The sequence below is a fragment of the Bacillus sp. cl95 genome, assembly GCF_900115925.1.
Lineage (GTDB): Bacteria > Bacillota > Bacilli > Bacillales > Cytobacillaceae > Neobacillus_A.
On record NZ_FOYF01000004.1, the window covers coordinates 110,037 to 136,593 of the forward strand.

The following is a 26,557-nucleotide window of genomic DNA, read 5'->3' on the forward strand; positions in this document are numbered from 1 at the left end:
CCCTAATAGTAGACTTGATATAAACCAGTCTGCTCTTTAGGGTTTATTTAATGCCCGCATTGCTAACGACTAAATCAAGTCCATCAAGTAATTGATGAGTAAATGTTAGCAATTGCCCCATCTCTTCCTAATTTCTAAGGTCCGCTCGAAAACACTTACTTTAGGGCCTTTCTTTTCTATTGATATTATGGAGAGGTTTTTGTTGGTCTAAATTCAAGTGTACAAAAAAACAGGAACCTTGTTTGATTCCTGCTTCCTCTAAAACAATCTTTGTTTGCTAAAGTTTAACTACTTTGTTTCTAGATACTTCTTCCAAGCAGTAATTCCACCATCTAAAACGACAACATCATATTCCTTATCACTAAGAATCGTTGCACACCTTGTAGCTGAATTCCCTGTTGTGCAAGTAACAATCATTTCTTTTCCATTGGGTAAAGAATGAAGGACATCTTCCTTTCCTTCGAGAATTTCTGTTTTAGGAATATTTATATTCTCTATACTTGAATCTTCTATATGATAGTCGTTGTACTTTTCCTCTGCTCTTACATCTAAGAGCACTAGTTGTTCTTGATTTTCGATTCTCAGAAATAATTCTTCTGCTGAAATCTTCTTAAGTGTCAATTTAATCGTCTCCTCTGTTTTAATTATCAAAGCAGGATTCTCATATAGTCTACGTCTTCAGTTTAGGCAGATTTGTGACCTGAATCTAAGATTCCAGAGTTCTTAATAAATACTCTTTTTCGAAAAATAAATCGTATCTACATTTTCTCCACGATGATTTTTTAAAATTCGAACTTTATCAAAGTCTAACGAATTTAGAATATGAATATGCGAATCATTCGTTGACCATGTTCTGGTTGTGACGTAAGGCATTCTCAACTGTTCTGGGAGCTGATCCGAGAAAATGATTTCATAAAAAGTCCTTGTAATCCCTTTATTGCGATAAGACTTTGTCGTACAAATTGTTGTAATATAATTGCTAGGGTTGTGGTCCTTAAGTTCGTCCGCATCATATTGATTACGATAGGATAAGAAAGCAACCACACGGCCGCTCTCCTCATCTTGGCAAAGAATAAAGTGTTGCTGGAGCATTTCATTAAAATACAGCTTTGGCTTTTGTTCTGTTGTTTTGTTCACTGTCAACATACTTTGAACAGAGCTTTCCCGCGAAGATAAATGTGGAATGAATTCTTTATCACACTCACAAAGTATTTCCCATACCTCTTCTTTTAAAGAAGGGTCCTTCAAACCTTCATAGAACTGAAACTGAAAACCCATTTAATGTCACTCCTTGCTCGCAAAAGCGTAAAGTCGATGTGTGTATTTATCCGTTTTATTCCTCGCACATAATTCTAAGAAAGTATTCTTTAATTTATTTTTCATATTTGGGTCCGGCAGGCGGTGTATATATGGAAGCATGCCAGCATTTGCAAAGTTATCTTCCAGGTTGGCGAATTCCTCACCATCGGTTTCAACACTCTCCACATGAATGTTCTTAAATCCACATGAATGGAGAAGCTGCTCATAATCATTTTTAGCAGGATAATAGATAGGATACGTCCAATTTGCATAATACATTTGATAGTCCAATTGAACAATGGCTTCTTTTACTCTATCATGAAGACCCATATAACAATTCTTTCCGCCTTGTTGAATGGCAATTTCCCCGCCGGATCTTAACGCATGGAAGATTTTTTGATACATGGTTTGACTTTCAACAATCCAGTGCAGGGAAGCATTACTAAATATTAAATCATACTGATCACGAACATCTAGATCCAAGGCACTAAGGGTGAAAAATTGAAGTTTTTCTGCATTTATTTGGAGATCATCCCTAGTTTGAATGGCTCTTTCCACCATGCTTTCTGATAAATCGAAAGCATCTACTCGAATTGATGGGTTTTTCTTCCATAATTCAATGGTCGTCCGTCCATTTCCACATCCAATATCTAAGACTTTCATGTTGTCCTTAAGGCTAATTTTCTCAATCAATGAATTTCCTTGCTTAAATTGGGTTTGAGAGGATTTGTCGTAATCTTCCCCTTCGAATTTTTCTTGGTTTGCATCCATGTTCCTTGGAATTAAGATTGGGTTTATTGCCACTCGTTGCTTTTCCCTAAGAATATAATACTGGGAATAAATATCAATGTTCTTATAGGCGCTCGATAAACTAAAGCGGATTTCAGCCTTTTTCCAATCCATCGCAACAAACAGTCTACGGTCAAATTCATCAAAGATGACTTCTTTAATCTTAATGATTTCCGGAAAGATATTCTTGCTAATGATTTCGTCCATTAACGAAATTACCGCCGAATAAAGCTTATCGATTCGATTAATATATGAATCATATGGTATCTCAAAGTTATGGACTCGCTGATTATGGGAGAAGAATGATCTTAAACCAGAGATTCCCTCTATCATCTTTATAATTGACGGTGTGATAATCGTGTCCATATTAAGCTGGTAAAACTTCAATTGATATAAATCATCCTTTTTAATTTTATTTAAAAATTGAAAAATGCTAATATATTGACCAAAAGTAATTCTTCTATACTGAATAGGGTTTTTTGGATTATGGTCATTGTATTCCTTGAACATTTTTGAAACCGATTCGAAAATATAAGCGCCATAAAAATTAATCATTTCATAAAAGATGTGCTCAAGCTCTTGAAAAGTAGATATTCCAAGCCCGATGATATATTCCTTGTTAAGCTTTTCTTTTTTAATCAGAGTTTGATTGGTCAAGAAACGATTTCGGAAATACTCAATTCCTTTTGGTTCATCGAGGATGTTCATTCCAATATTTTTGAGGATAAGTTTTGCTTTTTCCTCAATTGTATAGGTGAAGCTTGCTTCGCCAATGTTTCTTTCTGCAAGCTCAAGGATAATATCTCTAGGTCCCAGAAGCTTGATTAACAATTCAATTGGATCGAAGGTTAGGCAAATATTCAAAATTTTATCTTTATAGGACATATCCATCCGGAAGGTGTCTACGACAAACCCTGATTGAAACTGATTTTTCATCACTTCAACCATGATTTTCTCATCAGGATAATACTTAAGAATCAAGTCGCAAAGCTTTTCGATCTTATCCTTTGATCTTATTGAGAAAAAGTAATCGTCATCTTTCATACCTTTCGTGTCAATGATAAGTTCCTTTTCTATTTTTGAAAGGATGTTCGATTTGTTCAAGAAAGATATGTAATCGTTCGGTTTGATTTTCCTTCTAGTTTTAATAAAATCTGCTATGTGTTGTGAAATTTGATTGACCAAATTGAAATTTTTGCAATAGGTGGACAGAAGATAGGTATTTTTTATGACAAAATCAGGAACCATGCTCATTTCAACGGCATTCTGATTCATTACCAATTCAAATAATTCCCGAAATTGCTGATAGGTAAATCGTCGGTTACCCATTTCAAAATGATAAAAATTTACACCAGGAATTGATTCTAAAAAAAACTTGTTCTTACTTGTAAAAACGATTTTTGGAAAAGATTGGTGAAGGTAAATCTTCATGATAAAATCCTTAAAATGATCACGTGAATAAAAATGATCTACATCATCCATCACGTAAATTTGTTGTTGATCAAACTCGATATATTCTAGGTCAGTAATATCTGAAATAACCTTCGTCACATTCTCGTACTGACCCCCTAGGTAGTTCAGAACAAAAGTTTTTCCGGCTCCTTCTTCCCCGTATAAATTAACCAGGAATGTCTTTTCCTCTTTAAATAATCTATCAATCTTGGATAAAGACGCCTCTTCCCCAAGAACACTTTTGGTTTCTCTCAACTGCTGTTCCACAAATAACTACCCCTTTGTTCATATTATGGTTATTCTCGATCGACTAATTTGCTTAAAATCCAGATGGATATTGGCGTAAAGATAGCAAAAGATAGTAATGCTTGCCAATTAAACTTTGAATGAATAAACAAATCCTGTAGCGGCCCTTGAAACAAAGAAGAGAATAATGCAATGGGAAAACCGTATATCGAAATTCCACGCAGAACTCGATTGGATCTCGTTTCTACAATACTATTAATCGTATTCTCTACTTCATTCACCGTTTCATAAAGTTCGTTCAATTGTGTATTTAATCCCCAACGTTTTTCTACGGTTTCTCTAAAAAATTGAATGTAATACTCCTTTGAAGCTGGCATGGTAGCAAAAAGGTTCTGCCTTAACTCGATTTTGATTTTGGCCAGCCTTTCACTAAGGCTTACTAATTTTTTACGCAACATCCTTCTATCCTTAAATAAATCCAATATTTCCTGCATCTCAGTCTGGATATACGATTGATATTCATCAATGGCTTCATATCGTTTAAGTAGATGATCAAATTCATTTTTGTAGAGCTGAATCTCCGAATGTTGTTTTGACCAATCATCAAAGAATACAATTCCATTCAAATGAACAAGAGCGAAGCCTCCAGGTAATTCAACATAATCAAACGTTTTTTCATTCGGAAGGTCTAAAATGCCTGGTGCTTTTCCATTACCTTGTAAACAGGCAACCAAATACCTCTTCATTGTGGGTGTGATCGTTAGGGAAAGCTCTTGATTAGAATCGGACCATTTGATCCCCATGAATCTTTTGGCGCTCTGCGAGTTTACTGGTGTACAATCGATCAAATTGGACGGTGCACTCCAGCTTCCATCACTTAAATAATCGTGTACTTTTAGATTTTTTAATGGATGATAATTTTCCCAAAGTTTATCAAGGACATCCTTCCAGCTCAGTTTTGAACCAAATTGTTCCGAACTCGCCCCATAAATTTTCCTTGGTGCTGCAAGTAGCGTATAAGAGCCATTTCCATTGAACCATGGCTGATTTACGGTATAACCTTCTCTAGGACGATCATTCGGTCTGGCACTTTGCCATTTTTCATCCTCTAGACTTTCTAACGAATCCCAAAGCTTCGTTAAGTGGGTGCTTGCGGCTGGATCGACCGAAATGACCACATCATCCCCTGTTCCTTTCAAGCTAGGGCGATGAAGTGCCAATAATCCAAAACCGTTTCCCATGGAAGGAGTGTCCCTGTCGTTTCTGGCAAAATTTTTCAACGTACCTAGAACATTTAATTCGGTCGTAATCAAAGCATCAACTAATACCTTCTTTGTCGAGTCTTTTATCGGCAACAGGAGCTGTACCTTTTCAGAATTCATCACGAGCTGCTGATATTCAAGTTTTTCAACTTGAAGAGCCGAAGTAGCTTTTAGAAACCCTTCAGAATGAGGAAGGTAAGTAAGATTTGCAGGGTCCTGTCCAGATAGTAAGGCTTCTAGAGTGAACTTTAAACACATGTTGAACCCATGCTGAATTTTATGCTGATCATATTGTTCATTTTTGTATTCAAAATACTCATGAGAAAGTGCATTCAGTAAGCATCCCCATGATTTAACCGGTTCTCCGGTTGTTTTTACATCTCCAAGCTCCCACTTATTCACATATTCCAGCCAGCGCAACGGCAGTGTTTCCTTTCTCACGCCCCGAATGAAGGCAAATAAAAGAACAAAAGAAAAACACGTATCTGGCGATAAATCTTCAATGAAAAAATGGAGCGTCTGTAGGTCTGTATCGTTTATTTGCTGACTAATCGCTGCCACGATTTCGTCGCTGTCCTGATAAAGGATTTGCGAAACAGAATTACCTTTAGAACGGTTCCATTTATTACTTATTACCATACCGCCAGATTCCTGATTTCCGATTCCGATTAGAATTTCCTTTATGTTTGCTGTATCTTTTTTAGGATCATAAAAAACGCGAAAGTGATTATGAGCAATATCATTTTTTAATGATAATAGAAACTGATTAAACTCCATCTCTTCTCCTTTTTACTGGTAAGATTTACTTTAAATATACCTTATTTTTCCGTTAAAGAGATTGTTTATCTGAAAATTACCATAATGAAAAAAATAAAAATAAAAGCATAAATACAAAAAAGGGCCTCCCCCCCGATACGCTAATACTTTAGTGTACTGGGGGTCAGGCACGCTAATAAGATTTTTACTGACTTAACAAAAGTAAAGCGAACAGTAGCTATCTCAGTTCGCTCATCACTTTAACCGAAATATTTATTATGCTTGCTGAAGTACCGCTCTCCTTTACCTTTCAATCCACCAAAATCTTAACAACATCATCCAAATATACCGTTGAATTATATCCATAAATCTCCAGCCTCTTAGGAATCACTTTTTTTCCGGAGTCATTGTGTAACGCCATACTATGAACAGTAAAGAAATAACGAGGCTGCTCGATTTCTTCATATGCGACAGGGTTTTTATTCATGTCGTATTCAACCCCGTTTTTATCAACGATCACTCCTTCAGAATTTATCTCCATTGAATTCAGTTCATTTTCATCCTCACCCACAATATTGAAGTGAAGCGACTCATATGCGCGATTCTTTATTTCATGATTGCTTAAGACCACTTTGGTAGGTTGTCCGACTTCAACCTTATCGATGGAGATTGTACTGCCTGCATATTCAAAGGTCTGAGGATATTCTCTAGAAGCATCTAGTTCGATGGTTTTTTGGTCTTCAATCATTAGTTGTACTGATTTGAATTGCACATTGACCTCTTTTGGTTTTTCTCCATAAAGAGGCTCATAATGTGTTTGAAAAGTAGTCCAATTTATGTCTTGTTGTGAATTTACAAAAGAGCTACCATACATATCAGCTTTCACTTTTTTATTGTTGACTTCTAGATCGTCAAAATTAAGAACTTCGGTACGTTTCTTTTGTTGAGCATTATGTATAGCATATTGCAGAACCGTCGCTGTTGGAGCAATCGTTAGTTTATCAAATCGAACCGGAATCCCCTCTACTTCTGTTTCTTCATCCAATGCATATTCGATGGAAGGCTGTTTTGTTACAGGTATCTCGAAGTCCCACTCCCCTGTTGCAAATTCCATCTCGAAACCATTAAATTTATTCCGGTCAGAGGAATCACGAATCAATTTATAAAGCTTTGTGATTTTAAGTTTAATGGTTCCGTTATCCTTATCAAGAGGCCGTAGACTAATCCTTCCATGATACACGTTCTTTTCCTTGTTATTTATATCCGATTCAAGATCTGGAGGGTAGAATCTTGGATAGACATCCTGTTTCATGATTTCATATTCGTTCTCCACAGAAACCCCATCATCATAATTCATCACATATTGATTGTCTTCTTCTGTATCTTCTATTTCATAAAAAACAATAGTCTGAACATCATCAGCAATCGCGCTCTTAATCTTAATTTTGACCCCGTCGCTTTCAGCTTCCAAGTTCAGCACTTCACCCAAGTCATGTTTTAGAAAGGCACGCAATTGTTGATCTTCTTCGGTCCAGGTATAGTAGAGGTTGGAAAACGACCTAGTAAAAACTTCTAAACCCATTAATAATAAGAACACACTAGCAAAAACAAGTCCCAGTCTTAAACGTTTCTTGTTCTTCAGTTGTCGGTGCTTTTCCTTATCAGCCAGCCTTTCTTTGACGTTCTCCATGAAATCTGATGGCACATGGAAATCTTCCATTTTTTCAGTAAGATTTGATAGGGCTAACCTAGCATCCTGAAAGGAAGCCAAATCCTGCTGACAGTCTTGGCAATGATAAATATGTTTCTCAAAATCAATCTTTTTCGGCCGTTCCAGGGTTCTTTCTAAGAAATCTATGTAATTCTCATGATACTCAATACAGCCATTGAAGCTTGACCCAAATCCCATTCCATTTCTAAGTGACTGGATTCCGGATAACAATTGCTCTTTCATCTTTTCCACTGAAACCTGGAGAAGATGAGACGCATCCTCCTGAGATAGTCCTTTTATATATGTAAGGACCACCGCTTCTTTCTCATTTTCTTTTAACCGATCAAGTGCTTTAAATAATTCCTTATGTTGTTCAATTTCCTCTGAAACTTGTAAACTTTTATCGTTCGAAAGCTCCCGGCAGATTTGTATAAAAATAGAAGTGACCTTCGTTTCAAATGATGTATCTCTTTCAAATAGCAGCTCCTTATGAACTTTTATAATGGATCTGTAAAAAAGCTCTTCCATTTGCCTCTGACTCCTAAGATAAGACCAACCGAGAATATAAAACGATTGTTTATGCTGATCGAACCAATCGGCGATGGATTCCAAGCCTTTGACTTTTATGGTAGTGATTGAATTGGCTTCTATTTTTGCTGGGATCATAAATGTGTTCCCCCCCTTTAACATTCTCTTTTTACCTAATGATATAAGTAGAGGAAGTTATTGGCAATACACTTAGAATAGGACTTTTCAGCTTTTTATGAACTTAGATGAAGTAACTATTAAAAAAAGGTGCCTGGCCCCCGGTACTCTAATGCTTGAGTGTACTGAGGGTCAGGTACCTTAATCAAGTCTCCTCTACAACATAACAGAAGCAGGTCCTCTATTGAGGACCTGCTTCTGTTTAGAATATCTTGTAGTCCTAATCCAACTGGATGGAGTATTTTGAACTACTTCAACACTAATTGTGTTACACACTCCACATGTCCAAAGTGCATGTGGCAACACCCAGGAGGTGCTGGTATTACATTTTCAAGACCTTTTTTTCAGAAAACAGACTTTATCAAAACAAAAGTTGCCGGCTACAAAGGAACTTGAAACTGAATAAAATAAGTACACATGAGTTGATTTGATTCATTTTCCTTCTAACTTTTTGAGAGTTACATCGTTTCACTGTCCCCGTCCCAACAAAATTACTTTTCAAAGTTATCAAGCAATGCACGCACTTCATCTGTTGACTTTGTATTCATTAACTGATTTCTTAATTCACTCGCCCCTCGAAATCCTTTGACATAGATCTTAAAAAAGCGATGAAGAGCCGTGAACTTTCGCAGCTCTAAATGCGAATATTTATCATGGAGATCCATATGCAAGCTTAAGAGATTGAGCAATTCCTCACTGCTATGTTCTTTGTGCTCTTTTTCAAAGGCAAATGGATTATGGAAAATACCACGCCCAATCATCACCCCATCAACACCATATTGGTCAGCAAGCTTTAAGCCAGTCTGACGGTCAGGAATATCTCCATTAATCGTCAAAAGGGTATCCGGTGCAACCTCATCGCGAAGTTTTTTGATTTCCGGGATCAGCTCCCAATGTGCAGGCACTTTGCTCATTTCATCCCTTGTACGCAGATGAATGGAAAGATTCGCAATGTCTTGTTCCAAAATGTGTTTCAGCCAGACCTTCCATTCGTCTACTTCGGAAAAACCAAGCCTTGTCTTTACACTAACAGGCAACCCACCTGCTTTTGCTGCCTGTATTAAATCGGCTGCAACATCCGGGCGACGAATCAGGCCACTTCCCTTCCCGTGTTGTGCCACATTTGGTACCGGACAGCCCATATTGATATCCACACCCTTAAAGCCCCGTTCCGCCATCCCAATACTCATTTGCCGGAAGTATTCAGGCTTATCTCCCCAAATATGGGCTACAATTGGCTGTTCATCCTCTGTAAAAGTCAAACGGCCACGCACACTATTGATCCCCTCTGGGTGACAATAACTATCCGAGTTTGTAAACTCGGTAAAAAACACATCAGGTCTGGCAGCCTCACTCACCACATGACGAAAAACAACATCCGTTACTTCTTCCATTGGTGCCAGTATAAAAAAAGGTCGTGGTAAATCACGCCAAAAATTTTCTTTCATAATTCATTCCAATCCTCTCATTATGGGATAACATGACAACCCCTTATCCCAAAATTAAAAAGCAGAATCTCCCTGCTTCTTTTACACTTATACCATGCTTAAGTACTTTTAATCAAACTGGTCGGAAATGTTTATTTTAACTTCAGAATCTCCGTATAACCAAAATACCTCTTGCTATAATCCTCCCCTTCAAACAGGATTCATCAATCCGAGTAAAAATTAAGTCTTACTAAAAAAGACTGAAGAGAAAATTGAAAGAACACTGGATTGCCAAATGTTTAATAGGAAAAAGACCCCGAAATCGCAAAAGTTTTTTACGAAATCAGGGTCGTACTAGCAAAAGTTTGTTGGGGGTTACACGGTTAACACGAGTTGTGCCACACACTCGACGTGTGTCATTATTTTTTCATTATACAATTTAGCAATTTTACAAATCAAAACAACAATTTTACGTATACTATCCCCTGGGATACTGCAAAAATAAGAAAAGTGATATTGTTTATACCTTTTTGAAAAAAAGTAATCTAAATATTTCCAAATGTCATCATGATATTGATACGATTATCTATAGGAGGTATTAATATATTCTAAGAAGTTTCCCCTAATGAAGTGTACAGTTCCTTTATTTTAGTAATGGAGCTGCTTCCATTGGATTTAGACCATTTGCTGCCCAAGCGAAAGGTTGGTTTTTGTTAAGCTTATTGAGAAGTTCCATGTCGCTATTAGGAATTTCAAAGTCAAATAGATTTAAGTTTTCTTTTATACGTTCAGGCTTAGTACTTCTGGTCAATACACTATAACCATGCTGCAATCCCCAACGCAACAACAGTTTAGCTTCTGATACATTTAGTTTTGCTGCAATATCTTTGATGAAAAATTGGCCTTCTTTCTTCAGATCAGCAAGAACTTCCCCACCTTGGCCTTCTACTGAACGCCAGTTGGAAAGTGGAGCAAGGGAGCTATACGCAATTGGAACGATTGAATTTTCTTTCATATACTTGGTCAGCTCAATTTGAGTATTCATAGGGTGAAACTCAACCTGGTTTGCCTCTGGTTTTGCTAATCCGGCGTTCAATATTTCTTTGATTTTTTCTTCATTATAGTTTGATACTCCAATATGTCTAGTAAGCCCTAGCCTCTTCAGTTCCATCAGTGCCCTCCACTGCTCAAGCCTCAGCTCTGCCAAAGGGGCATGGATAAGGTAAAGGTCTACATAGTCAAGCTGCAATTGTTTAAGCTGATTCTTCAGTGTTTCAATGGTTTGCTCGTAAGTTTTTTCTGGTGCTCCCCATGGCTTATAACCTGGGAAAAGTTTAGAAGTTACAAAAATTTCACTTCTGGGAACTCCGGATTCTTTTATACCTCTTCCGGTTCCTTCTTCATTATTGTAGCCTTCTGCTGCGTCAATATGTCTGAAACCTGCTTTTAAAGCCTCTTTTACACTTGTTTCTGCCTGAGCTGCAGACAACTGGTAAGTTCCAAAGCCAACAAGAGGCATACCTAATTCGTTTTTTCGGGTCAATTTTGATAATTCCATAATGAATCTCCTTACTAAATATATTTATTTTGTTTAATTGATTAAGCTTTTGTTCTCAGACGATTCACCAATAAATCGTCTTTGAGTATCTGATCTTTCATTGCCAATAATTCTTCCACGTCCCAGTTGCTGCTTAGATAACGTCCTGTAGCCCAATCGGCTTGCCCGGAACACAGCCAAACGATGAACCCGGCAGCCAATTCTGGTTTGTCCACTAGATAAGGATGCATATTCTTTGGCATATTTTTTGCAAGGTCTGTTGCTACACCACCTGGATGGATAGCAAATGACTTGATGCCATCTTCGCTATGATCGACATTTATAAACTCACAAAGGCGGTTGATTGCATGTTTCGAAGTCTGATAATCCGATGCTTCCGGAGTCAACAGTTGAGCACCGACTGATGAAATAAGTATCAAGTGTCCTCCAGTTCCACCTTTTGCGGAGTGCTTACGTGCAGATTCTATAAGATGCGGGATGCAATAGCGGGCAACATAATATGTCCCTTTTACATTGACCTCCCACGACATCCACCAACTGTCTATATCTGATTCTCCGATTTTACTCCATTTGCCAAGGTAACCCGCATTGGCGTCTGCCACATCAATGCTTCCGAACTGGGCGATACAATCATCAACAGCTGCTTTAACCTGCTCTGGGTTTGTTACATCGCAAACCATATAAGAACACCGGGTTTCAGGGTTTGCTTCCATTACTTTAGCCTTAGTCTTTATAAGTTGACTTTCCGATCTGGAAACAATATAAACTGCTTTTGCTCCTGCATGTGCAAAGGCTATAGCTGTTGCCTGACCGATGCCTTGTGATGCACCAGAAATAAAAATAGTTTTGCCCGAAGCGCTTCCTTTTAAGGCAGTCTCTGGATCTATGCCAGAATAAGTTGAGTGATGGGACTTCAAATTAAGAAATTGTGTTTCAATTGATGACATTATTTTTCTCCTTATATCAGAATTAACAGTACAAATTAGCCAATCCAATTATAGTTCTCATGGCACTGAGGTTAGTTTAAGAATAATAAACATTGTAGGCATTAACAATACATAATCCTACGCTTTGTTGCCTAATACTCCAAAACAAAAAAAATATCTTCGTGATAACAACAATATCATGATACAATATTACAAAATCTTGCATAATCGGAGGATTCAATGACAGAGAAACAAAATCAAATGATATCATTGTTTAATCAAATTATTCCAAAAGAAACTGTTTTAACTACAGCAGTAACGGGGCTCTCTTTATTTAGAATCGAAGATTCTTTTTCCAGAACACCATATTCATATAGTTCTGAGATAATTATTCTTGCACAAGGAGAAAAAGTGGTCTATCTGGGGGATGACATATATACTTATGATTCGTCACACTACCTAGTTCTACCTGTTCCTTTGCCGGCTGAATGTGAAGGGCGAGTAAAGATGGATAAGCCGATTTTGGGATTAAGTATTGACATTGATCCTATTGAAGTCGGGGAAATACTGTTGGCAATGGAGGATAACAAAAAAGGAGTTAAAGCTTTGCCAAAGGGTATTTATAGTTCTCCAATGAATGATGCAATTTACGATGCGACAACTAGACTTTTAAAGGCAATTACTGACCCTCAGGATAAAAGGGTGTTGGCTCCGATGATTAAAAGAGAAATAATCTATCGTGTGTTACAGGGTGAAAACGGGGAGATACTTCAGTCACTTTTACACCGCAACAGGCGTTTCTTTCAGATAGCAAAGGTGATTCAGAAAATTAATGAGTCCTACAGCGATAAATTTGACATAGACAAAATGGCTGAAGATTTGGAAATGAGCAACTCTACATTTCACAGCAGCTTTAAGTCAGTAACAAATACATCGCCACTCCAGTATATTAAAAACGTCCGCCTTCACAAGGCTCGTACACTTATGATTCAGGACGGATTAAATGCAAATTCAGCCGCTTTCAGAGTTGGATATGAAAGTCCTTCTCAGTTTAGCAGAGAGTATAAACGCTTATTCGGAGCAACGCCCTCAAGGGATGTGGCTTTTCAGCGATAACGGCAGACGCAGACTAGAAAAGTCATTCTCAATAGCCCTTAATGATCAGCCATCAGAAGGTATATAGGCTTTGCAAAAAGATTGACATACCGAAAGATCAAAGAGTTTGTTAAAGCTAAGGTAAAAAGAGCTATAGCCGTTAATAGAGATCTAACAGGCTCAAATCAACTTTGGCAAATGGACATAAAGTAAGGTATTTCCATGATGAGAATAAATTTTTCTTCCTTCTAAACCTTAAAAAGTGCCTGTCACGCCCCGTATATTCATGAAATAGTTCATCAAAGCATGGGGTGGGTCAGGCACTTTCTATATAATTTATTTTATGATGAGTTTTGCCACACACTCAACATGACTCGTCTGCGGGAACATATCAACCGGCTGGATATAATCAACATTATAGCTCTTACTTAGCGTCTGTATGTCCTTTGCCAATGTCGATGGGTTGCAAGATACATATACAACCTTCTGCGGTTTTACGTTTAAGATGGTCTGCAACAATTGTGCGTCCAGTCCTGTTCTTGGTGGATCGACGACGATGACGTCTGGTTTCCAGCCTTTTTTGACCCATTTTGGCAGGACTTCTTCTGCTTTGCCTGGCACGTATTTTGTATGAGTGAAGCCGTGGCGTTTAGCGTTTTTCTTGGCATCATCAATCGATTCAGGAATGATGTCCATTCCGCGTACTTCGGCTGCTTTGTCAGCGAGCCATAAGCCAATTGTTCCGACACCGCAGTAAGCATCGACTACTTTTTCCACACCTGTCAAAGCAGCAGCCTTTTTCACTTCATTGTATAAGTTGACGGTTTGAGTCGGGTTCAGTTGGAAGAAGGTGCGAGCAGATAGTTCGAACTGGAGGTCTCCCAATGTTTCTTGGATAAACTCTTCACCTGCCATTACTTCTGTCTCATCTCCGAAAATGAGCGATGTTTTCTCACCGTTAATGTTTTGCACGATCGATTTTAGGTTCGGAAGCTTGCTTTGGATTTTCTCGATCAACAAGTCGCGGTTCGGGATTTCTTTTTGTGTTGTGATGAGTACAACTTGAAGCTCGTTCGTCTGTACACCTACTCTTGCCACAATCGTCCTCACGAGGCCTTTTTGCATTTTTTCATTATAAATAGGTATCTTCAATTCTTCTAGAATGCTTCTGACCGCCAATGTTGCTTCGTTTGTTTGCGAATGCTGAACAGCACAGTGTTCAATATTGATGAGTTGATGAGAGTTCAAGCCATACAATCCCGCAAGTACTTTTCCAGCCTTTTGACGAACTTGGAAACTGCTCTTGTTACGATAACCCCAAGGATCTTCCATTCCAATGGTCGGACGGATATCCATCGCAAACAAGTTTAGTTTTGTGTGTCTTTCCAGCGATTGAATGACGATATCGCGTTTCTCTCTTAGCTGACCAGCATAGCTCAAATGTTGGAGCTGACAACCCCCACACTGATCGTAAACCGGACAAGGCGGCTGTACGCGTTCTTTTGAAGCAATACGTATCTTCTTGATTTTCGCTTCGGCAAATCTCGGATTAACGTTCGTAACCTCCACGACCACTTCTTCACCCGGAAGTGCACCTGGTACGAACACAACCTGCCTCTTAAAATAACCGACTCCTTCGCCGTTGATCCCAAGTCTTTTAATCGTTAAAGGAAAGGTTTGTTTTGGCTGTATTTTCACTGTTTGCTGATTGTTCATCTGATTTTCCACTCCAAATTATTCAATGCTTCTCCACAAATATAGCGAAGCATAGCTTAAGTACGGATTCCAACTTTCCATGTAGCGTTCCATTTCGGCTACTGTTGGTTTCACGTCTAATTTATATAACTTTTTCAATGCATTCTGCAGGCCAATATCCGCTGTTGGAAAAAGATTCGCCCGGCCAAGACCAAACATCATGAAATTTTGGACAGTCCACGGACCAATACCACGAATTTTGATGAGTTTATTAAAAATCTCCGTTTCGTCTGCATGCTTCAAAGCCTCTAAATCTAACTCTCCATTTACAATCGCTTGAGCAATCCCAATTGTGTATTCCGCTTTACGACCGCTGAATTGCATTTCGCGTAGCCGTTCAACGGTTAACTCTGCAACCGTTTTAGGCTTCGGATAAAATAATACTCCTTCTATTTCATAACCAAATGTTTTTACAAATCGTTCGGTTAGCTTATGGGCAAATGATAAATTCAGTTGTTGATGGATGATACATTTTAGTAAACATCCAAATGGATCCACATCAAGCACGATTGGCGTTCCGATATGCTCTTGAAAAATCTCATTTAAATCAGTTTGCTGAAAATGATCATGAATATTTCTCAAAGGAACATGCCATTGAAAAATTTCTGATACACTCTCGATAACCGCTTGTCTATAAGATTCATCTGTTCCGCTCAACTCAAAACCCGGTTCCTCCACACTCCCAGCTGCTGTAATCGTTACAACAAAAGGCTTATCTTCCACCAATATCGGTACCTTGACACTGCGTTCTTCCCGATTCAACACATTTAAAGGATCAAGCGATAAACGCTCAAGTACACGGTCAAAATTATATGGACCTTCGATTTTTATCGATTCATGCCACACGAACAAATCCATCCTTTTAAAAAGCATTTTCCCGTATTATAGCATGTTTGTTCGTGATGAATCTAAAGGAGTTGATCATGTTAGGCGAATTTCGTCTATTCTAAAATTAATCTTCCCTCTTCGTTGATTTTTTTCTACTAAATCTAATTTAATTTCTACCGTTTCGGATTTTTTTCTTCACTTCTAAAACAATTTCTACTTGACCATCATCAGACGAAAAACAAACCGGATTCCTTTTGGAAATCCGGCTCGACATAAAGATTATTTTTTCTGAGGATAATCATCAAGGCTTTTGAACTTGTAGCCCTTCTTTTTTAAATCCCTAATCGCTTTTTCAAGAGCATCTGCATTGTCTTTAGATACAGTATGCAAAAGGATGATAGCACCTGGATGGATTTGCGACATGATGTTATTGTACGAATACTCCCAACCTCGTTGTTGATTAACGTGCCAATCGACAAACGCCACTGACCAGAATACATGGGTATATCCTTCTTGTTTGGCCAGTTCCATCGTACGTTCACTGAATACTCCGCGTGGTGGGCGCAAGTATTTCATCTGCTTTTGTTTAGTGATATTAGCTGTTTCTGCCTTCACCTTTTGGAGCTCTCTTCTTAAACGCTCATCATCCACTTGCGTTAAATCAGGGTGATAGTACGAATGATTACCGATGATATGACCTTCTTTTACCATTCGTTGCACCAGGTGCGGCGAGCTTTCTAAATAGTGACCGGTCACGAAAAAAGTCGCCGGTACCTTTTCTTTTTTCAGTACATCAAGAATTTTGGGTGTATATCCATTTTCATAGCCATTATCAAACGTCAAATAGACATCCTTTTTGGCAGGATCACCTTTGTAAAAAGCGCCGTATTTAGCAATCACAGCATCAAGCTGCGCACCAGCTTCTGCAGGCTGCTCGTTCGTCGCTTTTTTAAGTCCCCAATGGATGGGAGCATTCGGTGCAGCTGCTGCGTGGATAGGGAATACTATTAATAGCAGCATCAGCACGTGTAAAAGCCCTTTTTTCACTACATTTCCTCCTTACAAAGTTTTTGTTAGTGTTTGTTAAGAAAGGAAATTTAATTTTGGTAAAAAATGAAAAAGCTGATAGGCCTAAGCGTATCAGCTTCTTTCGTCTTAGTTAAAAACTTTTTCTTTGAACTGGGCTAATTTTTCAAGCGAAGATTTATCAACGTCAGCATGTAAGCTGTTTCCATGAGAATCCATTGTAACAACCGCCGTAAATCCTTCAACCTTTAAGTGCCACATTGCTTCTGGGATACCAAACTGCATCAAGTCTACGCCTTCAACGGATTTGATACAGTCGGCATAGTACTGTGCAGCTCCACCAATGGCATTTAAATATACTCCACCATGTTCTTGAAGAGCAGCTAGCGTTTTTGGTCCCATTCCGCCTTTTCCGATAACCGCACGAATGCCGAAACGCTTCATGATGTCACCTTGGTAAGGCTCCTCACGAATACTCGTAGTCGGTCCAGCAGCTTTCACATGCCATTGACCTGCTTCGTCTTTCAACATTACCGGTCCGCAATGGTAAATCACTTGTCCGTTTAGGTCTACCGGTGAATCATGGTCGGATAAATATTTATGAATCGCGTCACGACCTGTGTACATCATTCCATTGATTCGAACGACATCACCGACTTTTAGACTGCGAATTTTTTCTTCGGTAATAGGAGCTTGAAGTGTGATCATTTCTTCTACTGCTGCAGCCGTTTCTCGTTCAGCTTCAGTTTGAGCGAAATCGATCATTTCACCTTCTTGATACATCCAATCATTGATATCGCCTGTTTCTGGATTCACGGCAACACCTAGACGGCGGAATGCCCAACAATTGTAAGCGACTGAAACGAAGAAACTTGCTGGAATACGGTTCATGACCCCAACTTTACATCCTAGTAAGGTTGTTTCACCACCAAATCCCATTGTTCCAATGCCAAGCTCGTTCGCATTGTCCATAATGTAGTCTTCAAGTTTTTGAAGATCCGCATTCGGATTTACGTCGTCAACTGAACGGAAAAGTTGTTCTTTTGCAAGGTCGTATCCAGAAGAACGGTCGCCTCCAATACCAACTCCGATAAAGCCGGCACTGCAGCCTTGTCCTTGAGCTTGGTAAACGGAATGCATTACACATTTACGGATTCCATCCAAGTCACGGCCCGCACGGCCAAGTCCATCAAGTTCACATGGTAAGCTGTACTGGATATTCTTATTTTCACAACCGCCACCTTTTAAAATTAGGCGCGCATCAATATAATCTTTTTCCCATTGCTCGAATTTAATTACAGGCGTACCATCGCCAAGATTGTCGCCGCTATTATCTCCAGTTAGTGAATCAACAGAGTTCGGACGAAGCTTTCCATCCTTCGTTGCTTGGGCAATCGCAGAATAGATGGCTTTTTTCATTTCTATTTGATTCGCTCCAACGGGCGTCTTGATTTTAAAAGTTGGTAGTCCTGTATCTTGGCAAATTGGCGATACTTGATCGTCCGCCATCTTAATATTGTTTGTTATCGTTGCAAGGCTCATCGCCGATCTTGTGCCTTCATTTTCGCGCTCTTTCGCTGCTTTAATGGCACGACGCACATCTTTTGGAAGCTTTGTTGATGTTTCAACAATCAGCTTGTACATGCTTTCCTGGAATTTCTCTATATTCATAACTGCATTCCCCTTCCCCATGTCCGTGCTTAATATTTCATTCATGAATTTTACAATTATTTGACGATTTTTATTATACTCCTATCCGTTTGGGTTGGAAAGTGGAAGGTGTAACCGATTTCAAGAGGTTATTGGTATTGGTAAAATGTTTGGTTTGGATCTTTTGACGGGATTTTCGAAATTTATGAGGCGAATTCGGAATATTTGACGGGATTTTTCAATATTTGACGGGATTTCCGTAACTTGTGATTGGAACTTAATTTTCTGAAAATTTCACGATCACTTTTATCGCCATTCTCAAAACTTTCTGCACCTTTTTCACGACACAGCTCTTCGTAATTTTTCTCTTTATGATATTTGGTATGTTCCCGAGAATTTTTGTTATGCTCGATGCATTTTATGCGGTGTTTTGAAATTATTTGTTATGTTCAGTAGGATTTATGCTGACTTCTGATTATTCAGAAAAACATCATATCCAAGCACAAAAAAATAGAACCTGCACATACAGGTTCTATTTTTCGCGATGATTGAATTCTTTGCACTTTGATTCCAGCTCGTCTACCATTGAAATTAAGCGATCAATATCTTCTAAGTCCGTATCCTCCGGATCGATTGCCTCAATTACATCAAGGAACATATTTAATCTTTGTTTTAAGAAGGTCATTTGTGCATTTTTATCATTAAGCGGGCTGCCCATGTCCATCTCTCCTTTCGCTTATCGATACTATCCTACCGAAAAGCGCAAAATTACGCAATGCTAGGAAATAATGAGCAACACATTAGCAGCCGATTTAACCCCTTAATCCAAGCGCTGTGCCTTCCCGGCTTGAATCCGCTGCACCATAGAGCTCTTTTTCCCCGATTTCAATTGCTTGTACATTCCCGATAACATGGTTGATTTCGGCAAATTGAAACCCCATTGATTCTAGTTTTCCTTTGCTGTGCATATCCATTCCTAATTCCCATGAAATTAATGGTCCAGGTGTCGCGAAGATTCGCGGCTCTTCGATTGCCTCTTTAAGATCCATATCAAAATCAATGAGATTTACAAGCGTTTGGAAAACCGACGCAATAATCGTTGGCCCTCCAGGAGAACCTAATGTCAAAACTGGCGTGCCATCCTTAAACAAGATCGTCGGTGTCTTACAACTTAACGGTCGCTTATCTGGACCTGGTTCATTCACTCCGCCAGGAACGGCATCAAAATCAGTTAACTCATTGTTTAACAAGATTCCATATCCAGGTACCATGATGCCTGAGCCGAATGGATGCTCAACAGTTGAAGTACACGCAGCAATATTGCCCCAACGGTCTGTTACGGTAAAGTGAGTCGTTTCACCATGATGCTTCTCAAATGGTTGGCGCACGACATTAACTTGTTCCTTGCCTTCGTACTTCCACGGATTGCCGAAATCTATTTCATTATTTCGATGCTGAAAATTGATAAACCCTCGTCTTTCATTGATATAACTCTCATCCAGCATCCCTTTCAATGGCATTTCCAGAAAATGAGGATCACCAAGGAAGGCAATTTTATCAGAAAAGGCGAGCCTCATGGCTTCTGTGAACAAGTAATACTTTTGCCAGGACTTAGGGCCGTATTGACGAAGATTATAGCCTTCTAAAATCTTGAGAATATGAAGTAAAATTGGACCCCCAGCACTTGGTGGTGCTGAAGACGCAATCTGATAACCGCGATATTCTCCCCATACTGGCTCATCCTCGGTGTGTTTGTAATTTTTCAAGTCATCAATCGTCATGAAGCCACCTTGTTCCTTTAAGGTGCTTACGATTGCTTCGGCAATTTCTCCTTCATAGAACGCTTTGATGCCTTCTTTTTGCAAAACGCGGAAAGCTTTTGCGAGATGCTCTTTGAATAATTTGTCTCCTTCTTTTAGCCCTTTTCCTTCAGGTGAAAATAATTTTTTCGCCTCATCACCGAGCCTGTAGTGAAATATTTCAAGCGTATCATTCATGACCCAATTGACTTCAACTCCTGACTCAGCCGCAACTGCTGCTGGTTCAATTAGTTCAGCAAGTGTCTTCGATCCATACTCATTGAGAGCGGCATCCATCGCTTTTAAAATGCCAGGAATCCCCACGGCTGAACCTTTCGTAGAACGCTCTTTAAACGGGATTACTTCCCCGTCATCATTAAGGAACATCTCAGGATAGGCGCCTTTTGGTGCTTGTGTGTGACCATCAAATATTTTCGTTGTTTTAGTGGCTGCATGATGAACCATCAGAAAGCCGCTGCCACCTATTCCCGTATTCATTGGTTCTACTACATTTAGTGCGAATTGGATTGCCACGACAGCGTCAATCGCATTTCCGCCATTTTCTAATACCTGTTTACCTATTTCAGACGCTAACGGATGGGCAGTGACGACCATTCCTGTCGTACCTTTATCCGTTTCGCGTTCAATTGAACATCTTTTTGAACGTGTAATGAAATCCATTCGAAATCCCCACTCTCTCTTTTTTTATTGAGTACCCCTTTCGGATTTTTTACAAACTGGGGAAATGTGGGGTTACTCAATTTCGAATCTTTTTCACGCAAAAAAGACCAGCCAAAAGGCCGGTCTTTCCATCATACAAGATTATTTCTTCTTGTTCGACTTGTTATTAGATGAATAGTTTGATGTTAAGTTTTTAGATTTTGAGCTGTCAGATGAAGTGTATGAACCAGTCACATCATCTGTTGAGTTAGAGTAATCAGACGTTGTTGAACTTGTGCTACCTGCTGCACTATCGCCTGAAGTAGCGCTAAATCCCGTTGTTGTATCGCTCGTTTTGTCAGTTGACACACCAAAGGCATCATTCATGTCGTCAATGGTTTCGGAACTGTTCGCAAAAGTTGTGTCCGTTCCAGTTGTGTCAGAAGTACTTCCATATGAACCTGTTACAGTACCATAAGAAGAAGTATTAGTTGTGTCATACGAAGAAGAACTTGTAGCAGAGTTTGTTGTGTCTAATGTAGATGTCGATGAAGTTGTTGGAGAAGTTACACCCTTCAATTCTGCACCTGCATCAGCAACTTTAGAACCGATTTGAGCGATTTCGCCTTTTGCATCTCTCACAGTCGTCATCGCAGTGTTTGTTAATTCCTTTACATCGCCAACTTTACTGAATAGATCAGTGTTTACACGCTCGTAAAGAGTTTGGGCGTCGCCGATTGCATCTTTTAGAATATTAGAAGCTTCGCGGAATTGATTGATCATCTGCTCCTTTAAGTCTTCTGGATTCTCTTTCACTTCCGTTAACAAAGTTTGTGAAGATGATTTTAAACCTTTTGCTGCTTCTTTCACTGAATTTCGAGTATTGGAGTCCATAAGAGATACGACACCTCCGATAATGCCTCCAAGAACAATACCTTTTAGTAGCTTGCTATTCTTTTCGCTTTCTGACATGTAAGTAGCTGTTGTCTTGTACTGATCCATAGTTATTTCCTCCTCTAAATTGTTAAATATTTTGTTGAGCATGTCCTTCTATTTCCCGCTTACCGTTAGATGTAAACTATGCAAAAGCAAAACAACACCTAATTCACACGTGGAATTTAATTCCAAACAAAAAAAATACTCGTCAATCGACGAGTTTGAAAGGGCAATATTATTGTTTTTCTTCTTCTAATTCATTTTGATCGTGGCGATATGTAGGGAATTTGAAGTGAAAAGTGGTGCCCACTCCTAATTCACTTTCGACATTTATCGTCCCGTTCATGGCCCTAACAATGCTATATACAACCATCATACCAAGTCCGGTTCCCTTAGATCCTTTTGTTGAATAGTATGGTTCCCCTAATCTCTCGAGCTGATCTTTTGACATCCCTACACCCGTATCGCGGACCTCAACGGATACATATGATCGGTTATAATCCATCTTTATCATTAAATAACCGCCTGTAGGCATGGATTCAATTGCATTTTTTATCACATTGATAAAAATCTGCCTGAACTTTTGCTGATCACCATGTGTGACTCCCATTAAGGCAAACTCGGTGGTGATATGAACAGAATTTTGGTTTGCCAGAGGTTGTAAAATATTAATAACCTGTTTCAATTCTTTTTTAACATTCAATTCTTCAACCTTAATCAAAGAAGGTTTCGCAAAAGTGAGGTAATCTTGTATGACCCTTTCAGCAGCTCTTAGCTCTTCTTTAATAATCGTCAGATACTCGTTCACTTTGTTTTTTGGAAGATATCCATCCTGAAGTAATTGAACAAAACCGATTGCGGCCGTCAATGGATTTCGAATTTCATGAGAAATCGCAGCACCCATTTGCTCCACAGCCTGTAGTTTTTCAGCTTTAATTAGTTCTAGTTTCATTTCAATATTACTTTTTAGAAATTCAATACAAAATGCGAGAATACCAATACCAAGTGGTGGGACTATTAGGTATGCAAACCACGAATCGTACCAAACGTGCGGAACATCATTCATTTCCATACCCGTTGCGGTGGCCACACCTAATCCCATCCCCATAAAAACAGAAAAAGATATCCTGCGTTTCGGATATTGCTTCCAAAACCAAGGGTACATTCCCCAGAGAATAAAAGTTAATGGAACACATAAAACAAGGGTCTCGTAAAAACCGATATCAATTCCATAAAAGGACCTAATGATTATTGTGGAGATTGTTAAGATCGGACCAATCCCTAAATATAAACCACCAATAACGAGTGGAATGATCCTCAAATCGTATCGTGCCTCTGGAGTCCCAAGAGGGTGATAAGAGAACTGAATACAAGTCCAAAGCAACAAGATAAAAAAGAGTATGTATGATAGCTTCGATATCTTAACATTTTTACTTTTTTCAAACCAAAGCAGCCCGAAAAAAAGCAAAATGATAAGCAGTGATAGATTAAAGAAGAAATGCTTCGTAATTTCCAAACTTCTCACCTACTAAAATGGGCTATAGGAATAATTTTACAAGTATATTCGACTATCTACAACATAAATTTTAGAATTTTCTATAAAATTAATCGTAAATTAACAAATTTACACCAAATTCACAATTTCCACATCAAAAAACGCCAGGAATCGTCCTGGCGCTTTCGCTCAACGCGGTTTTTCAGAAGCAGCAAATCCGAATGACACATGGTCTTGAACCGGAATCCATGCTCCAATCCCTTGAGAAGTGACATTCTTGACGAGAATCATTTTCTTATTGCCTTTGAGCATCAAATATACTTCACCATAGGTGACTGTTCCTTTTTCGTTCACTGCCGGCGCGAATGCATACAAATAACCTAAGCGTTTGGGTGGAATATTATAGACTTGATTGTTTTTCGTTCCTGCACCGACTACCGTTTCAAAAGAAAGCGGCAAATTCGTTTTCTTCATTGCTTTTAGCAACATCATTTTCTTTACGTCTTCAGCATGAGGTACTTTGGCCGTCAAACCGCCTTTTACTAACTTTTGTGCTTCTTGAACGTAGTGGAATTGATATGGTTTTTGCCCACCACGATTGTCATAATAATTTGTATTGATTTTTTGATATTCCCAATTTGAAGCCGTTTCAGAAGAAACATAATTCAAAGGCCATTTCCCCAGATATACAATAGCTCGGTAACCTATCGCAAATGGAGTACTGTTTACAGAGCTTTCATTCAGCATACGAATGAGATCGGGATTTTCAATTTTCTCCTTCGAGGAATCGATCAGTTCTTGTGACAATTCACTCGGCTGAAGCTTAGGCAAATCCTGTGTTGGATTTGGGTAGGTGTTTTCCTTCGTAATGTTTTTCACAGAAGAAGGAATCTGATATTTTGTTGCCTCAACTTTTGGAGCCGGCTTATTTGTCGGTTTTTCAGCTAGAGCCGAAGGCAGCATGAACTGCAAAACAAATAAAGAAGTAACAATGGAATATGTCAGCTTTTTCAAAAGGTATAACTCCTTTCCTATCATGCAAACTTTTTATGTCTGCTCATAGTTTTTTCGGAGTTCGCTGATATTATCCATTACGAACATTATTTTGTGTAAGAACCTGTCCATTTTACGTAAAGCTTTTCAAAAATCGGAAAGAAAACTTGGATGAATGGTCCGATGGCAAAGGTAATCACGAGAGTTCCTAAACCGACCGGTCCCTTAACCATTAGCGCAAACACCAAGGCAATTAATTCTCCGATTGTTTTAGCTACCATAAGGTTCACACCCAGGCGAAGCTTGATTCCCATCATAAAGTTATCAATCGGAATGAGTGGAAATTTAGCTTGTAGATAAATTGCAGCACCAATCCCTATGATAGCTACACCTATTATAAAAACAATAGACCTTAAAGCAAGCGTTTCAAGTTCCCAAGCCTCCAGGACGACAAGCATCCAAAAGTCGACCATAAAACCGGTTAAGAAAACCGTGAAGATTGCCAAGATTTCAGGTCTTTTCTTATGCAGGAGAGCGTTAATGAGCATTAAGATGATCCCGACAATAATCACCCAGCTCCCGATCGTTAAACCAATTGTTTGTGATAATCCCACGTTCAAAGCATCCCATGCACCTGCACCTAAATCCGCTTTGATACTTAAGGAAACGCCAAAAGTAAGTATAATGAGACCGATTAGGAAAAATAAAAAGCGATAAAATAAAGCCACGTTTGTCTCCTTCTCCCTTAAAGCATTGTGCTCACGTCATGCAATAAGATTGTAATAAAATTGTAAATTTCTGAACATTTACAAAAATCAAATAATACTTTATGATGTTAATAACCTAATCAAAAGGAGGGCCGCAATCAATCCGCAACCACTATAACGTAAGGAGGCTGGGACTTCACGATTTTATCTATTCAACACTCGTGTTTTTTGTATAAAAAATAACATGAAGGTTGGTGATCGTTCTCCCAAATATTAGCGATTGATTTTAGTACCCTCAACACATATTTACCATTAATCAAAAGAAATACTTAATAGCAGCAAATAAAGACTCTGTGCGATTTTGCACAGAGTCTTTATTTTAGCATATATTTCTTTCATTATAACAAGAAAAACCCAATTCCAATGATAATGTAAGCGGCTAGCATCGTTAAACCTTCGAACCAGTTCGATTCACCATCATTAGAGATCACTATGGTCAGAAGGACGGCGGAAACCATCGCAACGAGTTCAGGCATACTGAATACAAGTGGCATTGATTTCTCAAAAAACAATGAAATGAGCACCAATAACGGAGCAACAAACATGGCGATTTGCAATGTTGAACCGACAGCAATCTCAACAGCAATATCCATTTTATTCTTGTATGCCATAATAATTGCTGATGCATGCTCTGCAGCATTACCAACAATCGCTACGATAATGACCCCGATGAACAACTCTGTCCAGCCGAAAGATTCTGCTACGACAGAAAGCGTATGAACAAGCTTTTCAGAGACATAAGCAACAGCAAGTGTTGCTACTAAAAGGATAGTTAGTGCTTTGCCCTTTCCCCATTCAGGCTCTTCTTCATGGTGCGCTTCTCCACCTTCTGTTTCATGCTGGTATACACCTCGGTGTGTGACAAGCTTGAAGAACAAAGCAGCTAAATAAAGTGCAATTAAAATAATGGAAATACCAACACTAAGGGACAGCGTCTTAGGTGCTTCCATCTTCATGGAAAAAACTTCTGGAATGACGAAAGCAACGACAACTGCAAACATGAGCAATCCAGAATTATGTCTTGCATCGTAAACATTGTAAAGTTGGCGCTTAAACTTTAGACCGCCTACAAAGAAGGAAAGTCCCGCTACAAGCAAGAGATTACCAAGCACCGAACCAGTTAGTGATGCTAATACTACCCCAACCAGACCTGCCTTTAAAGCAAAAATAGAAATGATTAGTTCAACTGCATTTCCAAATGTAGCGTTTAAGAGACCCCCAATTCTTGGTCCCGTCACAATTGCTAAACTCTCTGTGGCTCTGCCCATAAAACTTGCTAACGCAATAATTGTTAAACAGTAAATAATAAACAATACCGTACTTGGCCAGTGCATCAGTGAACCAATTACGGAAACCGGCACACCGATAAATGCCAATGCCATGAAAATCTTATTCGTCACAGACATTCCCTCTCTATCTTTA

General features: G+C 38.9%; 20 protein-coding genes. 1 reads left to right on the top strand and 19 read right to left on the bottom strand.

From position 1 onward, the window contains the following. Nucleotides 1-288 precede the first annotated feature (288 nt). The 8 genes from BMZ31_RS12625 to BMZ31_RS12660 form a co-directional block, all read right to left on the bottom strand. The gene (locus BMZ31_RS12625; protein WP_090832127.1) at nt 289-621 is read right to left on the bottom strand and encodes a rhodanese-like domain-containing protein; all 333 of its coding nucleotides are present in this window, start codon (nt 619-621) and stop codon (nt 289-291) included. 102 nt (nt 622-723) lie between these two features. Next, nucleotides 724-1,278 carry a GNAT family N-acetyltransferase gene (locus tag BMZ31_RS12630; protein WP_090832128.1) on the bottom strand — a complete coding sequence of 185 codons (555 nt, stop codon included), beginning with the start codon at nt 1,276-1,278 and terminating at the stop codon, nt 724-726. A 6-nt stretch (nt 1,279-1,284) separates the two neighbouring features. Beyond that, entirely contained in the window at nt 1,285-3,807 is a 2,523-nt protein-coding gene (locus tag BMZ31_RS12635; protein WP_090832129.1) for a class I SAM-dependent methyltransferase, read from the bottom strand. 29 nt (nt 3,808-3,836) lie between these two features. Then, the gene (locus BMZ31_RS12640; RefSeq protein WP_090832130.1) at nt 3,837-5,825 is read right to left on the bottom strand and encodes a hypothetical protein; all 1,989 of its coding nucleotides are present in this window, start codon (nt 5,823-5,825) and stop codon (nt 3,837-3,839) included. A 289-nt stretch (nt 5,826-6,114) separates the two neighbouring features. Beyond that, complete coding sequence (locus BMZ31_RS12645) at nt 6,115-8,181, bottom strand: DUF4179 domain-containing protein (RefSeq protein WP_090832131.1); 2,067 nt, start codon at nt 8,179-8,181, stop codon at nt 6,115-6,117. 530 nt (nt 8,182-8,711) lie between these two features. After that, on the bottom strand, nt 8,712-9,668 hold the full coding sequence (locus BMZ31_RS12650; RefSeq protein WP_090832132.1) for a tRNA dihydrouridine synthase: 957 nt from the start codon (nt 9,666-9,668) through the stop codon (nt 8,712-8,714). A gap of 622 nt (nt 9,669-10,290) precedes the next feature. Then, nucleotides 10,291-11,205, bottom strand: coding sequence for an aldo/keto reductase family protein (locus tag BMZ31_RS12655; protein ID WP_090832133.1), 915 nt, complete (start codon nt 11,203-11,205; stop codon nt 10,291-10,293). A 41-nt stretch (nt 11,206-11,246) separates the two neighbouring features. Then, nucleotides 11,247-12,122, bottom strand: a complete 876-nt coding sequence (locus BMZ31_RS12660) for an SDR family NAD(P)-dependent oxidoreductase (RefSeq protein WP_217642760.1) — start codon at nt 12,120-12,122, stop codon at nt 11,247-11,249. Between the two features lie 249 nt (nt 12,123-12,371). Between BMZ31_RS12660 and BMZ31_RS12665 the strand changes: the two genes are divergently transcribed. Next, nucleotides 12,372-13,247 carry an AraC family transcriptional regulator gene (locus tag BMZ31_RS12665; protein ID WP_090832135.1) on the top strand — a complete coding sequence of 292 codons (876 nt, stop codon included), beginning with the start codon at nt 12,372-12,374 and terminating at the stop codon, nt 13,245-13,247. Nucleotides 13,248-13,562: 315 nt separating this feature from the next. Here BMZ31_RS12665 and rlmD read toward each other — a convergent pair whose 3' ends face one another. From rlmD to cax, 11 genes are all read right to left on the bottom strand, one after another. Then, nucleotides 13,563-14,942 carry a 23S rRNA (uracil(1939)-C(5))-methyltransferase RlmD gene (rlmD, locus tag BMZ31_RS12670; protein WP_090832136.1) on the bottom strand — a complete coding sequence of 460 codons (1,380 nt, stop codon included), beginning with the start codon at nt 14,940-14,942 and terminating at the stop codon, nt 13,563-13,565. An 18-nt stretch (nt 14,943-14,960) separates the two neighbouring features. After that, nucleotides 14,961-15,839: a DNA-3-methyladenine glycosylase family protein gene (locus BMZ31_RS12675; RefSeq protein WP_090832443.1), complete on the bottom strand. Its 879-nt coding sequence runs from the start codon at nt 15,837-15,839 to the stop codon at nt 14,961-14,963. Nucleotides 15,840-16,088: 249 nt separating this feature from the next. Further along, entirely contained in the window at nt 16,089-16,829 is a 741-nt protein-coding gene (gene pdaA / locus BMZ31_RS12680) for a delta-lactam-biosynthetic de-N-acetylase (protein WP_090832444.1), read from the bottom strand. Between the two features lie 135 nt (nt 16,830-16,964). Next, nucleotides 16,965-18,506 carry a fumarate hydratase gene (locus BMZ31_RS12685; RefSeq protein ID WP_090832137.1) on the bottom strand — a complete coding sequence of 514 codons (1,542 nt, stop codon included), beginning with the start codon at nt 18,504-18,506 and terminating at the stop codon, nt 16,965-16,967. Between the two features lie 511 nt (nt 18,507-19,017). Then, complete coding sequence (locus BMZ31_RS12690) at nt 19,018-19,203, bottom strand: SE1561 family protein (RefSeq protein WP_090832138.1); 186 nt, start codon at nt 19,201-19,203, stop codon at nt 19,018-19,020. A 94-nt stretch (nt 19,204-19,297) separates the two neighbouring features. After that, nucleotides 19,298-20,965, bottom strand: coding sequence for a gamma-glutamyltransferase (gene ggt, locus BMZ31_RS12695; protein WP_090832139.1), 1,668 nt, complete (start codon nt 20,963-20,965; stop codon nt 19,298-19,300). Nucleotides 20,966-21,106: 141 nt separating this feature from the next. Continuing rightward, nucleotides 21,107-21,946, bottom strand: a complete 840-nt coding sequence (locus BMZ31_RS12700) for a hypothetical protein (protein ID WP_090832140.1) — start codon at nt 21,944-21,946, stop codon at nt 21,107-21,109. 169 nt (nt 21,947-22,115) lie between these two features. Beyond that, a complete protein-coding gene (locus BMZ31_RS12705; RefSeq protein ID WP_090832141.1) occupies nt 22,116-23,396 on the bottom strand; it encodes a sensor histidine kinase in 1,281 nt (426 codons plus the stop codon). Between the two features lie 168 nt (nt 23,397-23,564). Beyond that, nucleotides 23,565-24,338 carry a YfkD famly protein gene (locus tag BMZ31_RS12710; protein WP_090832446.1) on the bottom strand — a complete coding sequence of 258 codons (774 nt, stop codon included), beginning with the start codon at nt 24,336-24,338 and terminating at the stop codon, nt 23,565-23,567. 137 nt (nt 24,339-24,475) lie between these two features. Further along, nucleotides 24,476-25,096: a YczE/YyaS/YitT family protein gene (locus BMZ31_RS12715; RefSeq protein ID WP_090832142.1), complete on the bottom strand. Its 621-nt coding sequence runs from the start codon at nt 25,094-25,096 to the stop codon at nt 24,476-24,478. 377 nt (nt 25,097-25,473) lie between these two features. After that, nucleotides 25,474-26,517: a calcium/proton exchanger gene (gene cax / locus BMZ31_RS12720; RefSeq protein WP_175478119.1), complete on the bottom strand. Its 1,044-nt coding sequence runs from the start codon at nt 26,515-26,517 to the stop codon at nt 25,474-25,476. Nucleotides 26,518-26,557 lie beyond the last annotated feature (40 nt).

Coding starts and splice junctions, on each gene's coding strand:
- cax (WP_175478119.1), bottom strand. CDS start 26,517: ATGGCATTGGCATTTATCGGTGTGCCGGTTTCCGTAATTGGTTCACTG.
- BMZ31_RS12700 (WP_090832140.1), bottom strand. CDS start 21,946: ATGGATCAGTACAAGACAACAGCTACTTACATGTCAGAAAGCGAAAAG.
- pdaA (WP_090832444.1), bottom strand. CDS start 16,829: ATGCTGCTATTAATAGTATTCCCTATCCACGCAGCAGCTGCACCGAAT.
- BMZ31_RS12640 (WP_090832130.1), bottom strand. CDS start 5,825: ATGGAGTTTAATCAGTTTCTATTATCATTAAAAAATGATATTGCTCAT.
- BMZ31_RS12685 (WP_090832137.1), bottom strand. CDS start 18,506: ATGAATATAGAGAAATTCCAGGAAAGCATGTACAAGCTGATTGTTGAA.
- rlmD (WP_090832136.1), bottom strand. CDS start 14,942: ATGAACAATCAGCAAACAGTGAAAATACAGCCAAAACAAACCTTTCCT.
- BMZ31_RS12710 (WP_090832446.1), bottom strand. CDS start 24,338: ATGCTGCCTTCGGCTCTAGCTGAAAAACCGACAAATAAGCCGGCTCCA.
- ggt (WP_090832139.1), bottom strand. CDS start 20,965: ATGGATTTCATTACACGTTCAAAAAGATGTTCAATTGAACGCGAAACG.
- BMZ31_RS12655 (WP_090832133.1), bottom strand. CDS start 11,205: ATGGAATTATCAAAATTGACCCGAAAAAACGAATTAGGTATGCCTCTT.
- BMZ31_RS12645 (WP_090832131.1), bottom strand. CDS start 8,181: ATGATCCCAGCAAAAATAGAAGCCAATTCAATCACTACCATAAAAGTC.
- BMZ31_RS12650 (WP_090832132.1), bottom strand. CDS start 9,668: ATGAAAGAAAATTTTTGGCGTGATTTACCACGACCTTTTTTTATACTG.
- BMZ31_RS12665 (WP_090832135.1), top strand. CDS start 12,372: ATGACAGAGAAACAAAATCAAATGATATCATTGTTTAATCAAATTATT.
- BMZ31_RS12690 (WP_090832138.1), bottom strand. CDS start 19,203: ATGGGCAGCCCGCTTAATGATAAAAATGCACAAATGACCTTCTTAAAA.
- BMZ31_RS12630 (WP_090832128.1), bottom strand. CDS start 1,278: ATGGGTTTTCAGTTTCAGTTCTATGAAGGTTTGAAGGACCCTTCTTTA.
- BMZ31_RS12675 (WP_090832443.1), bottom strand. CDS start 15,839: ATGGATTTGTTCGTGTGGCATGAATCGATAAAAATCGAAGGTCCATAT.